We start from the raw sequence: 12,879 nt of genomic DNA on the forward strand, positions 1-12,879 counted from the left end.
CGCCGTGCGTCTCGACGTAGTCACGATCTTCCCCGAGTACCTCGAGCCGCTCCGGGCCGCGCTGCTCGGCAAGGCGATCGACAAGGGACTCATCTCCGTCGGGGTCCATGATCTGCGGCGCTGGACCCACGACGTCCACAAGTCGGTCGACGACTCCCCGTACGGCGGTGGACCGGGCATGGTCATGAAGCCGACCGTGTGGGGCGACGCTCTCGACGAGGTCCTCACAGACGAGCACGGTGAACCCGACTCCGACGCCCTCCTGGTGGTTCCCACCCCGGCCGGCGTCCCGTTCACCCAGGCCACGGCGCACCGTTGGGCCGAGGAGAAGCACCTGGTCTTCGCGTGCGGCCGGTACGAGGGCATCGACCAGCGCGTGTTCGACGACGCCGCCCGCCGGGTGCGGGTCGAAGAGGTGTCCATCGGCGACTACGTCCTGATCGGCGGCGAGGCCGCCGTGCTCGTCATGGTCGAGGCCGTCGTCCGACTGCTGCCGGGTGTGCTCGGGAATCAGCAATCCCATGAAGAGGATTCGTTCTCCGACGGACTCCTCGAGGGCCCCAGCTACACGCGCCCCGTCTCGTGGCGCGGGCTCGACGTGCCGCCGGTGCTGCTGTCCGGGGATCACGCCAAGGTCGCGGCCTGGCGTCGGGCACAGTCGCTTCAGCGCACAGCCGAGCGTCGGCCCGATCTCCTTTCCTGATTCGCGACCCGCTAGTCGATTCGCCTCTGCGGGAACAGGGTTCGCGCGACGTCGGTGATCGTCTCGCGGGCGTGCGCCGCGCTGACGTCGTCGACAGCCGCGGTGAGCGAGGTGTCGGGGTATTCGGCGTCGCCGTCCCCGTAGTCGAGGTCCTCGCGTGACACCAGCACCAGGACGTAGCGGTCGTCCGGCCCGATCACGCCGGTCGACACGTGCGTCCAACGGTCGTCGATGCAGCACATCCAGCCCTGCTTGACCGCGACATCCGACTCGTCGGGCAGGCCGGCCGGGATCCCGAAGCTCTGGTCGTAGCCGTCCGCGGCGGTCGGGTTCGACGTGCGCAGGTACGTCATCATCTCGTCGCGGTGTTCCGGGTCGAGGCCGCCGCGTCCGTCGAGCACGGCCGAGTAGTAGTCGACGAGGTCGTGTCCGGTCGTCACGGTGTTCCACCAGTGGTCGTCGTACGGCGGCTCCGTGTCGGCGAGCCCGTACCGCGACACCACGTCGACGACGATGTCCGACGTGCCGTAGTCGTCCCACAGCTGGTTGGCGGCGTCGTCGTCGGAGTACTCGAGCATCCGCGCGACGAGCTCGTGCTCGCCGTCGGTGAGGGCCAGTTCGGCGGTCGACTCGCGGTAGAAGAGGTCGTCGGCGATGAACAGTTTCGCGACCGACGCCGTCGGGAACGGGGTCGCGTCCGCGAACGACTCGTAGTGACCGTCCCGCCGGTCGAGCAGTGCGATCGTCACGTCGGCGCCGCGCCCGGCGGCGTCCACGACGGACTGGGTGATGCGCCCCTCGATCGTGAGCGGAGCGGGCCCGACCTCCGTAGTGTCGAGGCCGTCGGCGCGTCGACTGTCGGGTGTCGTCCCGCCGTCGGACGGCGAGGCGCAGGCCGCGATCGCGGCGGTTGCGAGGCACACGACGGCGAGACGTCGTGCTCGTTGCGCCACCGGATCCTCCACCAAATCTTTCGCCGGGCTCATGACCGGCACCTCGAACAGGCTAGCGGTAGGGTCGATCGCCGTGACGACTGCTCTCAAATCCGTGAACCAGCGCATCGCCGACGAGCTCGACGTACGGGAGGGTCAGGTCGCCGCGGCCGTCGACCTCCTCGACGGCGGCGCCACGGTCCCGTTCATCGCCCGGTACCGCAAGGAGGTCACCGGCGCCCTCGACGATGCCCAGCTGCGTCAGCTCGAGGAGCGCCTGCGCTACCTGCGCGAGCTCGACGAGCGGCGCGTCGCGATCCTGGAATCGATCCGCTCGCAGGACAAGCTCGACGACCAGCTCGAGCAGCAGATCATGCTGGCCGACACCAAGGCGCGGCTCGAGGACATCTACCTGCCGTACAAGCCGAAGCGGCGCACCAAGGCGCAGATCGCTCGTGAGGCCGGCCACGAACCGGTCGCCGACGCGCTGCTCGGCGACGCCACCCAGGACCCGGCGCAGTACACCGCCGAGCAGCTCGAGGGTGCGCGTGCGATCCTCGTCGAGCGGTTCGCCGAGGACGCCGACCTGGTCGGTGAGCTGCGTGAACTGATGTGGACTCGCGGGCAGGTCGAGTCGACGGTCCGCAAGGGCAAGGAGTCGGAGGGCGCCAAGTTCGCCGACTACTTCGAGTTCTCCGAGCCGTTCGAGAAGCTGCCGTCGCACCGCATCCTCGCGATGTTCCGCGGCGAGAAGGAAGAGGTCCTCTCGCTGACCCTCGCGTCCGACCGCGAGCCGCTCGAGCCGGGCCAGACCACCGTGTACGAGGGCCGGATCGCGAACCGCTTCGGGATCGCCGACCGTGGACGCGCGGCCGACCGCTGGCTGCTCGACACCGTCCGCTGGGCGTGGAAGACCAAGATGCTGATCACGCTCGGCATCGACACCCGGATGCGGCTGCGGCAGTCGGCGGAGACGGACGCCGTCGACGTGTTCGCGGCCAACCTCAAGGACCTGCTGCTGGCCGCGCCGGCGGGCACCCGCGCCACGATGGGACTGGACCCGGGTTTCCGCACCGGCACCAAGGTCGCGGTCGTCGACGCGACGGGCAAGGTCGTCGCGCACGACACGATCTACCCGCACCAGCCGCACAACAAGTGGGACCAGTCGCTCGCGACGCTCGCCGCTCTCGCCGCCAAGCACGGCGTCGACCTCGTCGCCATCGGCAACGGTACGGCGTCGCGTGAGACGGATGCGCTTGCCGCCGAACTGATCTCGAAATTCCCCGAGGCGGGACTGACCAAGGTGATGGTGTCCGAGGCCGGGGCGTCGGTGTACTCGGCGTCGGCGTACGGGTCGCAAGAGCTGCCCGACCTCGACGTCTCGATCCGCGGTGCGGTGTCGATCGCCCGCCGCCTGCAGGACCCGCTGGCCGAACTGGTGAAGATCGACCCCAAGTCGATCGGCGTCGGCCAGTACCAGCACGACGTGTCCGAGACCATGCTGGCGCGGTCGCTCGGCGCGGTCGTCGAGGACGCCGTCAACGCGGTCGGCGTGGACGTGAACACGGCGTCGGTGCCGCTGTTGTCGCGGGTGTCGGGCATCGCCGGTTCGCTCGCCGAGAGCATCGTCGCCCACCGCAACCAGAACGGCCCGTTCCGCAGCCGCAAGGCGCTCAAGGACGTGCCGCGTCTCGGCCCCAAGGCGTTCGAGCAGTGCGCCGGCTTCCTCCGGATCCCGAACGGCGACGATCCGCTCGACGCGTCGGCCGTGCACCCCGAGGCGTACCCGGTGGTGCGGCGGATCGTGCAGGCGTCCGGTTCGGGCGTGGGGGAGTTGATCGGCAACACTGCCGTCCTACAGAAGCTCCGGCCGACCGACTTCGTCGACGACAAGTTCGGCCTGCCGACGGTCACCGACATCATCGCCGAGCTCGACAAGCCGGGCCGCGACCCGCGCCCCGAGTTCAAGACCGCGACGTTCGCGGCCGGCATCGAGAAGGTCGCGCACCTGAAGCCCGGCATGGTGCTCGAGGGGGTCGTCACCAACGTCGCCGCGTTCGGTGCCTTCGTCGACGTGGGCGTGCACCAGGACGGGCTGGTCCACGTGTCGGCGATGTCACGCAATTTCGTCAGCGACCCGCGCGAGGTGGTCAAGTCCGGTGACGTCGTCAAGGTCAAGGTGCTCGAGGTCGACGTCGAACGCCAGCGCATCGGTTTGACGCTGCGGCTGGACGACGAGGTCGGCGCGGCCACCGGACCGAAGGGCGGCCAGGGCGGACGCGGACCCCGGCCGAATGGTCAGGGCGGCAATCAGCGTCAGGGCGGCCAGGGCGGCCAGGGCGGCCAGCGTCAGGGTGGTCGGGGTCGCGACCGGCGGTCCGAGCAGCGTCCGGCGAGCGGATCCATGGCCGACGCGCTCCGCAAGGCGGGTTTCGGCAACTGATCCGCGCGGTGGGTGCCCCGGTGGTTCCGGCCGGGGCACCCGCCGGCGTCGGCGGTGCTGTCAGTACCCGCCGATGCCCTTGCCGATCAGCGACACGCCGATCACGAGCAGCAGCACCGACATCACCGCGGCGTTGTTGGCGGTGAGCCAGGTCTTCAGCCCGCCCAGCCAGGAGGTGGCACGCTCGCGCATCGTGAGATAGCCGATGACCGGCACGGCGACGGTGCTGGCGGCGAGGACGGTGAACACGATGCCGGTGACGACGATCGACGTGCCGCTGACCCCGAGCTGTGTGACCGCGACCGCGGCGCCGACGATCATCAGCAGGTTCTTAGGGTTGACGGCGGCGAGACCGAACCCGAGCGCGATCGCCTTGCCGGGCGTGACCTTGTCCATCGCCGACAGCCACGCCGGCATCGTCGGCGTCTCGCCCGGGGCCGGTCGGCTGCGCCACTGCTTCACGGCCAGGCCGAGCAGTAGGAGGCCGAGGACGAGGCGGATGGTGGCGGTGACGGCGTTGCCGTCCGAATCGGACGACAGATCCATCGAGCTGCCGATGATCACGAAGATCGCGTAGCCCACGACGATCCCGAGTATCCAGCCGGCGAGGAACGCCGTCGCGGTGCTGCCGGCGCGCGGCGTCAGCAGCATGAGGATCGTCGCGATGATCGGGATGGGGCTGATGGCCACACCGATCGCGAGGGGGAGCACATCCCCGATTGCGGTACCCATGAGACGAATGGTGTCGGTGCCGCCCGTCGTGGTCCCCACCCATTTCGGGTGAAACGCCGGGCGCTGCTCCGGCTTTCGCGGCGGTGTCCCAGGTGGAACACTCAGCATCCATGCAGCCGATCTCGTCCGTGCGCCCTGATTCGTCCCGCGCGCCGAAGAACATGGTGTGGGTTCCCGGTGGAACGTCCTGGATGGGCTCGGAGGACTTCTATCCCGAGGAGCGCCCCGTCCACCAGGTCACGGTCGACGGATTCTGGATGGACACCCATCAGGTGACGGTCGCGGAGTTCCGTCGGTTCGTGAAGGACACCGGGCACGTCACCACCGCCGAGGTCGCGCCGGACCCCGTCGACTACCCCGACGCGGATCCGTCGTTGCTGGTTCCCGGATCGCTGGTGTTCACCCCGCCGGACCACGCGGTGTCCCTCGACGACTATCAGCAGTGGTGGTCGTGGGTGCCGGGCGCGGACTGGCGACACCCCGAGGGGCCCGGCAGCAACGTCGGCGGTCGCGAGCGGCATCCCGTCACGCACGTCTCCTACACCGACGCCCTCGCGTACGCGGCGTGGGCGGGCAAGGAACTGCCGAGCGAGGCCGAGTGGGAGTTCGCCGCCCGCGGTGGACTCGATCGCAAGACGTACGTCTGGGGCGACGACTTCACCCCCGGCGGCAAGCATCAGGCCAACACGTGGCAGGGCCAGTTCCCGTGGCAGAACCTGGCCGAGGACGGATTCGTCGGCACCGCGCCGATCGGCAGTTACCGGCCCAACGGCTACGGCCTGTCGGACATGGCCGGCAATGTGTGGGAGTGGACCTCGGACTTCCACACCGCCGATCACAGCGTGTCCGGGAAGAACGTGGCGCCGACGTCGTCGTGCTGCATTCCCCGTAACCCTAGGGTCGAGGTCGGGGAGGCCCGCGACGGCGAGACGTACGCCCGCCGCGTCATCAAGGGCGGATCGCACCTGTGCGCGCCCAACTACTGCCTGCGGTACCGTCCCGCGGCGCGGCAGGGGGAGACGGAAGAGACGTCCACCTGCCACATCGGCTTCCGCTGCATCGTCCGAGCTCCCGGTCCGTCCTGATGCGCGAGTGGCTCGACCGGGAGATCATCGCGAACGGGCGCCTGCCGCTGCTCTTCTTCCTGATCGGCTTCCTGCTCGCGTTCCTGTTCATCCGAGTCAGCGTCCGGATGATCCGCGCCGAGGTGCGCTGGTGGCCCGGCAACATCACGCCCGGTGGCCAGCACATCCACCACGTCGTGTTCGGGGTGATCACGATGTTCGCGTCCGGGGTCGCGTTGATCGCGGTACAAGAGACGGCGACGCAGACCACCGGTGCGGTGCTGGCCATGTTCTTCGGGATCGGCGCGGCGCTCGTGCTCGACGAGTTCGCGTTGATCTTCTATCTCAAGGACGTGTACTGGGAGGACCAGGGACGGGCGTCGGTCGACGCGGTCTTCGTCGCGCTCGCGGTGACCGGTCTGCTGCTGCTCGGGTTCCAACCGCTCGAATTGTTCGACATCACCGAGTTCCGCAAGGATCCGCACTTCGCGGTCCGGGCGGCGATCGTGGCCCTCGCGGTCGCGAATCTGGGGTTGGCGGCCATCGTGATCCTGAAGGGCAAGATCTGGACCGGACTGGTCGGGCTGTTCGTGTTCCCGATCCTCCTGGTCGGGGCGCTCCGACTGAGCCGGCCCGGGGCGCCGTGGGCGCGCTGGCGGTACGTGAAGAAGCCACGCAAGATGCGCCGTGCGCTCGAGCGGGAGAAACGGTTCCGCCGCCCGATGATCCGCGCGAAGATCTACGTGCAGGACCTGGTCGCGGGAAAACCCAGCGTCGAGCATGCGCTCACGGCCACGGAGGTGGAGCTCGAGCGGACCGTGCACGCCGCGCCGGCACCGATTTCCACGCATGGTGCGGCGTCTGGCACAATGGTCGGGTTGCCCGGTGAGGGTGACGGAACCTGATCTGAGCACGAACCAGTCGAGCACCAGCCGCTCGGTTCCTCTGCTCCTGCGATAAACGCAAGGATGGAACAACCGATGAACACCTTGGACTTCCTGGACGCCAAGTCCCTCCGTGACGATATTCCGGAGTTCCGTCCCGGTGACACCCTGAACGTGCACGTCAAGGTTATCGAGGGCTCGAAGGAGCGCGTGCAGGTCTTCAAGGGCGTCGTGATCCGCCGCCAGGGCGGCGGCGTGCGCGAGACCTTCACCGTTCGTAAGATCTCGTTCGGTGTCGGTGTCGAGCGCACCTTCCCGGTTCACAGCCCCAACCTGGCCCAGATCGAGGTCGTCACCCGCGGTGACGTCCGTCGCGCCAAGCTGTACTACCTGCGCGACCTGCGCGGCAAGGCTGCGAAGATCAAGGAAAAGCGCTGAGCTTCGACGCTCCGAGCTTGATCGATTGGCCCGGCACCGTTTTCACGCGGTGTCGGGCTAATCTGTCTCCGTGGCAGATGCACCGCAGGACCCGGCCGTGACGCCGGATGCGAACAACGGCGACGGCGCGGGGGAGAGCAACGGAGCGAAGGGCCGCCGCGGCCGCGCCCGAGGCAAAGAGAAGAAGCAGCGGTCCTTCTGGCGCGAGATACCGATCCTCATCGTCGTCGCGCTGGTTCTGAGCTTTCTGCTCCAGACGTTCATCGCGCGCGTCTACCTCATCCCGTCCGAGTCGATGGAACCGACGCTGCACGGATGTCCCGGCTGCACCGGCGACCGCATCCTGGTCGAGAAGATCAGCTACCGCTTCGGGGATCCCCAACCTGGCGACGTCGTCGTGTTCCGCGGTCCGGAGTCGTGGTCGGAGAACTACACCTCGAATCGGTCGTCGAACGTCGTGCTTCGTGGTGTCGAGGAACTCGGCTCCCTGGTGGGACTCGTCCCGCCGGACGAGAATGATCTCGTGAAGCGTGTGATCGCCACCGGTGGGCAGACCGTCGAGTGCTGCGACGACCAGGGCCGCATCCTGGTCGACGGCAAGCCACTCGACGAGCCGTACGTGAAGATGGACTTCCCGTTCATTCCGGGCGTCCAGACGTGCGACACCGCGGTGAAGTCGGGGCGCTGCTTCGGTCCGGTCACCGTCCCCGAGGGCAATGTGTGGGTGATGGGCGACAACCGCAGCAACTCGGCGGATTCGCGCTATCACGTATCCGACGAACTACAAGGCACCGTCCCGATCGACAACGTGATCGGCAAGGCGACGTTCATCGTCCTGCCGCCGTCGCGTTGGGGCAAGATCTCGTCCCCCGACATCCAGCAGCAGTGAGTACCTGGCCACCGAGAACCGTCATTCGCAGAGCATCCGGCTTGCGGACCATGGAGTCTGCGCTGGTGCGGTGCGGGCTCGGTCCGGTCGCCGGTGTCGACGAAGCGGGCCGTGGAGCCTGCGCGGGGCCGCTGGTCGTGGCCGCGTGCGTGCTCGGGCCCAAGCCGCACGCGGCGCTGTCGGGGCTCGACGACTCGAAGAAGCTCACCGAGAGGGCTCGCGACGAGCTGTTCCCGGTGATCACACGGCTCGCGGTCGCCTGGAGCGTCGTCGAGATCCCGGCCGCGGAGATCGACCGGATCGGGGTGCACGTGGCGAACATCGAGGGCATGCGCCGCGCGGTCGCGGGCCTGACGGTGGCACCGGGTTACGTGCTCACCGACGGATTCCGGGTCCCCGGGCTGCCGGCGCCGTCACTGCCGGTGATCGGCGGCGACGCCACCGCGGCCTGCATCGCTGCGGCGAGCATCCTCGCGAAGGTCACCAGGGATCGGACGATGATCGCACTGGACGACGAGCTCCCCGGGTACGGTTTCGCGGGGCACAAGGGGTACAGCACCGCGGTACACACGGCGGCGCTGAACGAACTGGGACCGTCTCGGGAACATCGAATGTCGTACGCGAACGTAGCCGCGGCAAACCGCGCATTCGGAACCGCAACGGTCGGTGCGCGATGATGAGTGTTCACAACAACGTAGGAGGACGTCGAGGCCGATGAGTGCCGAGGATCTCGAGAAGTACGAAACCGAGATGGAACTGTCGCTGTACCGCGAGTACCGGGACATCGTCGGGCAGTTCTCGTACGTCGTGGAGACCGAGCGCCGGTTCTATCTCGCGAACTCCGTGGAGTTGCTTCCGCACAGCGCGGACGGCGAGATCTACTTCGAGGTGCGGATGTCCGACGCCTGGGTGTGGGACATGTACCGTCCGGCTCGGTTCGTGAAGTACGTGCGCGTCATCACCTTCAAGGACGTCAACATCGAGGAGCTCGAGAAGTCGGACCTGCGGCTGCCGGACAGCGGCCTGGGCTGACGCGAGCCTTCCGAAACCGCGCACCACGAATCGTGGTGCGCGGTTTCGTGTTTCGGCTTCGGGGCGGACCAGCCCACCCTGGATTTCGTGGGTTGTCCACAGCTGTTCGTCCATCCACAGGCGAATTCGTCGGCGCAGGTCGGGAGATCTGCTCGTCGATCGGTGACGGCACAGTGGCCCCGAGCGGCGGGAAGTGTCCCGTCGGCTGAGGGGAGGCCTGGATGGGACGGAATCTCGCGCTGGGCGCGATGGGGGAGGAACTGGCGGCCGAGCTGCTGACGGCGTCCGGCATGCGGATCCTGGACCGCAACTGGCGGTGCCGGCACGGTGAGCTGGATCTGGTGGCGGTCGACGGTGACACAGTCGTGTTCGTGGAGGTCAAGACCCGGTCGGGGCTCGGGTTCGGCAGCCCGGCCGAGGCGGTCACCTACGCCAAGCAGCGCCGCATCCGGATGCTCGCGCAGCGTTGGCTGTCGGCGTCGGAGCGGCACTGGCCGCACGTGCGGTTCGACGTGGTGTCGGTGCTCGTCGATCGCCGACGCGAGCCCGAGCTCACACATCTGACGGGGGTGTTCTGATGGCGCTGGGCCGGGCGCACTCGGTCGCGGTGACCGGCGTCGAGGGGCAGATCGTCGAGATCGAGGCTGATATCGGCCGCGGGTTGCCGGGGGTGCACCTGGTGGGCCTGCCGGACACCGCGCTGCAGGAGTCCCGCGATCGGGTACGGGCGGCGGTCACCAATTCGGGTGCGAAGTGGCCGGAATCGCGGGTGACGCTCGCGCTCTCGCCGGCGACGCTCCCGAAAGTGGGCAGCGTCTACGATCTGGCGCTCGCGTGTGCGGTGCTCGATGCGGCCCGCCAGGTCCCACGATCTCGGCTCGAGAAGACCGTGCTGCTGGGCGAACTGGCGCTCGACGGACGGTTGCGCACGGTGCGGGGTGTGCTGCCCGCTTTGCTCGCGGCGAGGAATGCGGGCTGGTCGACGGCGGTGGTGCCGATGGCGGCCCTCGCGGAGGCGGGACTGGTCGACGGGATCGAGGTGTTCGGCGCGGACCGACTGACGGCGGTCACCGAATGGCTGCAGGGCAAGGGACAACTCGCCGAGCCGGAGCCGTTCGACGCCGAGACCAGCGTTCTACGAAGCGATCTGAGCGAGGTCGTGGGGCAAGCGGAGGCGCGGTGGGCGATCGAAGTCGCGGCCGCCGGCGCCCACCATCTAATGCTCACCGGCCCACCCGGGATCGGGAAGACGATGCTGGCGCAGCGGCTGCCGGGCGTCCTGCCCGCGCTCTCGGAATCGGAGGCGTTGGAGGTCACGGCAATCCACTCGGTCGCCGGTCTCCTCACCTCCGAGCGCCCGCTCATCACCGAACCGCCGTTCATCGCGCCGCACCACACGTCGTCGGTGAGCGCTCTGGTCGGCGGCGGCAGCGGAATCGCCAAGCCCGGCGCGGTGAGCCGGGCGCACCGCGGGATCCTCTTCCTCGACGAGTGCGCCGAGATGGGGACGAAGGCGCTGGAGGCGTTGCGCACGCCGCTCGAGGACGGTGAGGTACGGATCGCCCGACGGGACGGGGTGGCCCGGTACCCGGCACGGTTCCAGCTGGTCCTGGCCGCCAACCCGTGCCCGTGCGCGCCCGCACGCGAGGTGGACTGCGTGTGCACGCCGACGGTGCGCCGACGCTACCTGGGACGCCTGTCGGGGCCGCTGCTCGACCGTGTCGATCTGCGGATCCGGATGGGGAGCGCCCGGGCCGAGGCGTTGATGGACGAGGTTGGCGAGAGCACCGAGCAGGTGCGTGCGCGGGTGGCGACGGCGCGGGCCGCAGCCGCCGAGCGGTGGCGCCCCTACGGTTGGCACACCAATGCAGAGGTTCCGGGCCCGGCTCTGCGGCAACGGTTCCGGCTCTCCCGCGAGGCGCTCGGACCGATCGAGAAGGCGCTGCGTCGTGGTTCGGTCACCGCCCGCGGTGCCGACCGGGCGTTGCGGGTCGCGTGGACCCTCGCGGATCTTGCCGGGCTGGACGCTCCGGGCTCGCACCAGGTGGGCAGCGCGCTCGAGTTCCGCGATCGGGGGATGTCGTGAGCGGGCACGATCCGCGACTGTCGGCGTGGGCGTACCTGTCGAAGGTGGTGCAGGGCTCGTGTCCGCCGCTGGCGCAGTTGGTGGCGTCGGTGGGGCCGGAGGAGGCCGCGCGCGCCGTGCGGGAGCGGGACCTGTCCAGCTTCCTGGACCGGCGGACGTCGGCGCGGGCACATCTCGACACCTCGACACGCGATCTCGACCAGCTGCAGGCGATGGGTGGGCGCCTGGTGACCCCGGACGACGACGAGTGGCCGCGCTGGCGCATGCTCGCGTTCGACGGGCTCGGAAACGGCCGCGACGACGGTGGACCGCTCGCGCTGTGGGTGCTGGGGAGTCGGCCGGTGGACGAACTGGTTGCCCGATCGGTGGCGGTCGTCGGCACCCGCGCCGCGAGTTCCTACGGCGAGCACGTGACCGCCGAGATCGCGGGCGACCTCGCCGCCGACGGGTGGACGATCGTGTCGGGGGCGGCGTTCGGTATAGATGCGGCGGCGCATCGGGCCGCGCTCGGGGTGGGTGGTCTCACCGTCGCCGTCCTGGCGTGCGGTGTCGACCGCGCGTATCCGGCCGGGCACGGGCGGTTGCTCCGGCAGATCGCCGACGATGGCGCGGTGATCAGTGAGTATCCGCCGGGGACGACGCCGGCGCGGCACCGATTCCTGGCGCGAAACCGCTTGGTGGCGGGGCTGTCCGAGGGCGTGGTGGTCGTCGAGGCGGGGTGGCGCAGCGGCGCACGGAATACCGCGACGTGGGGGCGGCGGCTGGGCCGTCCGGTGCTCGCGGTGCCGGGGCCGGTGACGTCGGCGGCGTCCACGGGGTGCCATCGGATGATCCGGGAGGGCGAGGCGCGGCTGGTGGCGAGTGCAGCCGATGTCGTGGAGGAGGCCGGACCGATCGGGCTCGACGGCGAGGACGCCGGGCCGGTCCGCGCGCTCGACGTGCTCGAGGGGGATGCGGCCGCGGTCTACGAGGCGCTGCCGGCCAACGGAACTCGCAGCACCCGCGCGCTCTCGGAGGACTCGGGCGTGCCGATCGGCAAGGTGCGGGCGGTCCTGCCGGTGCTCGAGATCGACGGATTCGTCGGTTCGGACGAGACGGGGTGGTTCCGCGAGCGGTGAGCGGTTCGAGCTCTCAAGGCTCGCGCATCATCACGTCCTTGATGCGCCGCAGGCGTTCCGGATCGGCTTCGTCGCCCGTCCGCCCGACCAGCGTGGTCAGCGTGGTGATGACGGGGGTGCCGGTTTCGTCGCACACGACATTCTTCGTCACGAAGATGTCGCTGCCGGCGGTCTGCCGAAACGATGCGAGTGAGACGTCGACAGTGAGTCGGTCGCCGGCACATACAGGTCGGTGGAATATCAGCTTCTGATCGGTCTGGAGGATCTGGCTCAGATCGAATCCGGTCAGAATCTTCTCGAGCAGAAACTTCTGGGCGATGATGCCGATCACCGACACGAAGGTGAGCGGCGCGATGATTGTAGGGTGACCGAGTTCCTGCGCGGCGATTTCGTCGTGGTGCGCGGGGTGGTCGTTCTGCACGGCCGTCGCGTACTCGCGGATCTTCTCCCGGCCCACCTCGTAGTAGTCGGGCATGCGGTAGCTGTAGCCGACCAGTCGCTCCGCGCGGGAGGCCCGGTCGTCCGTCGATTCCGCTGATCGGGTCACCACTCGAGTGT

Annotated in this window: 14 protein-coding genes; 11 read left to right on the plus strand and 3 right to left on the minus strand. The window is 69.1% G+C overall.

Translation table 11 applies throughout. The annotated features are described in order from the left end of the window. The first annotated feature begins 4 nt into the window (after positions 1-4). A complete protein-coding gene (gene trmD / locus ACQ5DX_RS07150; protein ID WP_430331968.1) occupies positions 5-703 on the plus strand; it encodes a tRNA (guanosine(37)-N1)-methyltransferase TrmD in 699 nt (232 codons plus the stop codon). Positions 704-714: 11 nt separating this feature from the next. On the opposite strand, the gene ACQ5DX_RS07155 is transcribed toward trmD, so the two are convergent. Next, complete coding sequence (locus ACQ5DX_RS07155) at positions 715-1,689, minus strand: serine hydrolase (protein ID WP_430331969.1); 975 nt, start codon at positions 1,687-1,689, stop codon at positions 715-717. A 40-nt stretch (positions 1,690-1,729) separates the two neighbouring features. Between ACQ5DX_RS07155 and ACQ5DX_RS07160 the strand changes: the two genes are divergently transcribed. Continuing rightward, complete coding sequence (locus ACQ5DX_RS07160; RefSeq protein ID WP_430331970.1) at positions 1,730-4,078, plus strand: Tex family protein; 2,349 nt, start codon at positions 1,730-1,732, stop codon at positions 4,076-4,078. Between the two features lie 60 nt (positions 4,079-4,138). On the opposite strand, the gene ACQ5DX_RS07165 is transcribed toward ACQ5DX_RS07160, so the two are convergent. Beyond that, positions 4,139-4,810 (minus strand): GAP family protein, encoded by a 672-nt coding sequence (locus tag ACQ5DX_RS07165; RefSeq protein ID WP_430331971.1) that lies wholly within the window; start codon positions 4,808-4,810, stop codon positions 4,139-4,141. Positions 4,811-4,920: 110 nt separating this feature from the next. Between ACQ5DX_RS07165 and ACQ5DX_RS07170 the strand changes: the two genes are divergently transcribed. From ACQ5DX_RS07170 to dprA, 9 genes are all read left to right on the plus strand, one after another. Then, positions 4,921-5,895: a formylglycine-generating enzyme family protein gene (locus tag ACQ5DX_RS07170; RefSeq protein ID WP_430331972.1), complete on the plus strand. Its 975-nt coding sequence runs from the start codon at positions 4,921-4,923 to the stop codon at positions 5,893-5,895. After that, on the plus strand, positions 5,895-6,779 hold the full coding sequence (locus ACQ5DX_RS07175) for a hypothetical protein (protein ID WP_430331973.1): 885 nt from the start codon (positions 5,895-5,897) through the stop codon (positions 6,777-6,779). Before ACQ5DX_RS07170 ends, ACQ5DX_RS07175 begins: the two co-directional genes overlap by 1 nt. 75 nt (positions 6,780-6,854) lie before the next feature. After that, complete coding sequence (rplS, locus tag ACQ5DX_RS07180) at positions 6,855-7,196, plus strand: 50S ribosomal protein L19 (protein ID WP_430331974.1); 342 nt, start codon at positions 6,855-6,857, stop codon at positions 7,194-7,196. A gap of 70 nt (positions 7,197-7,266) precedes the next feature. Then, positions 7,267-8,085 (plus strand): signal peptidase I, encoded by an 819-nt coding sequence (lepB, locus tag ACQ5DX_RS07185; RefSeq protein ID WP_430331975.1) that lies wholly within the window; start codon positions 7,267-7,269, stop codon positions 8,083-8,085. Next, on the plus strand, positions 8,082-8,762 hold the full coding sequence (locus tag ACQ5DX_RS07190; RefSeq protein ID WP_430331976.1) for a ribonuclease HII: 681 nt from the start codon (positions 8,082-8,084) through the stop codon (positions 8,760-8,762). The genes lepB and ACQ5DX_RS07190 overlap by 4 nt, the downstream gene beginning before the upstream one ends. Positions 8,763-8,799: 37 nt before the next feature. Next, positions 8,800-9,117 (plus strand): DUF2469 domain-containing protein, encoded by a 318-nt coding sequence (locus tag ACQ5DX_RS07195; protein ID WP_430331977.1) that lies wholly within the window; start codon positions 8,800-8,802, stop codon positions 9,115-9,117. Between the two features lie 221 nt (positions 9,118-9,338). Further along, positions 9,339-9,695 (plus strand): YraN family protein, encoded by a 357-nt coding sequence (locus ACQ5DX_RS07200; RefSeq protein ID WP_430331978.1) that lies wholly within the window; start codon positions 9,339-9,341, stop codon positions 9,693-9,695. Next, on the plus strand, positions 9,695-11,203 hold the full coding sequence (locus tag ACQ5DX_RS07205; RefSeq protein ID WP_430331979.1) for a YifB family Mg chelatase-like AAA ATPase: 1,509 nt from the start codon (positions 9,695-9,697) through the stop codon (positions 11,201-11,203). The genes ACQ5DX_RS07200 and ACQ5DX_RS07205 overlap by 1 nt, the downstream gene beginning before the upstream one ends. Further along, entirely contained in the window at positions 11,200-12,321 is a 1,122-nt protein-coding gene (dprA, locus tag ACQ5DX_RS07210; RefSeq protein WP_430331980.1) for a DNA-processing protein DprA, read from the plus strand. The genes ACQ5DX_RS07205 and dprA overlap by 4 nt, the downstream gene beginning before the upstream one ends. A gap of 13 nt (positions 12,322-12,334) precedes the next feature. Here dprA and hadA read toward each other — a convergent pair whose 3' ends face one another. Further along, entirely contained in the window at positions 12,335-12,868 is a 534-nt protein-coding gene (hadA, locus tag ACQ5DX_RS07215) for a (3R)-hydroxyacyl-ACP dehydratase subunit HadA (protein ID WP_430331981.1), read from the minus strand. Positions 12,869-12,879: the final 11 nt, after the last annotated feature.

Source organism: Rhodococcus sp. ACT016 (assembly GCF_050477185.1).
Lineage (GTDB): Bacteria > Actinomycetota > Actinomycetes > Mycobacteriales > Mycobacteriaceae > Prescottella.

Bases quoted from the DNA above. Each gene is read 5' to 3' on its own strand.
- ACQ5DX_RS07155 (WP_430331969.1), bottom strand. From the start codon at position 1,689: ATGAGCCCGGCGAAAGATTTGGTGGAGGATCCGGTGGCGCAACGAGCA.
- ACQ5DX_RS07205 (WP_430331979.1), top strand. From the start codon at position 9,695: ATGGCGCTGGGCCGGGCGCACTCGGTCGCGGTGACCGGCGTCGAGGGG.
- ACQ5DX_RS07195 (WP_430331977.1), top strand. From the start codon at position 8,800: ATGAGTGCCGAGGATCTCGAGAAGTACGAAACCGAGATGGAACTGTCG.
- ACQ5DX_RS07170 (WP_430331972.1), top strand. From the start codon at position 4,921: ATGCAGCCGATCTCGTCCGTGCGCCCTGATTCGTCCCGCGCGCCGAAG.
- ACQ5DX_RS07175 (WP_430331973.1), top strand. From the start codon at position 5,895: ATGCGCGAGTGGCTCGACCGGGAGATCATCGCGAACGGGCGCCTGCCG.
- ACQ5DX_RS07165 (WP_430331971.1), bottom strand. From the start codon at position 4,810: ATGGGTACCGCAATCGGGGATGTGCTCCCCCTCGCGATCGGTGTGGCC.
- rplS (WP_430331974.1), top strand. From the start codon at position 6,855: ATGAACACCTTGGACTTCCTGGACGCCAAGTCCCTCCGTGACGATATT.
- ACQ5DX_RS07200 (WP_430331978.1), top strand. From the start codon at position 9,339: ATGGGACGGAATCTCGCGCTGGGCGCGATGGGGGAGGAACTGGCGGCC.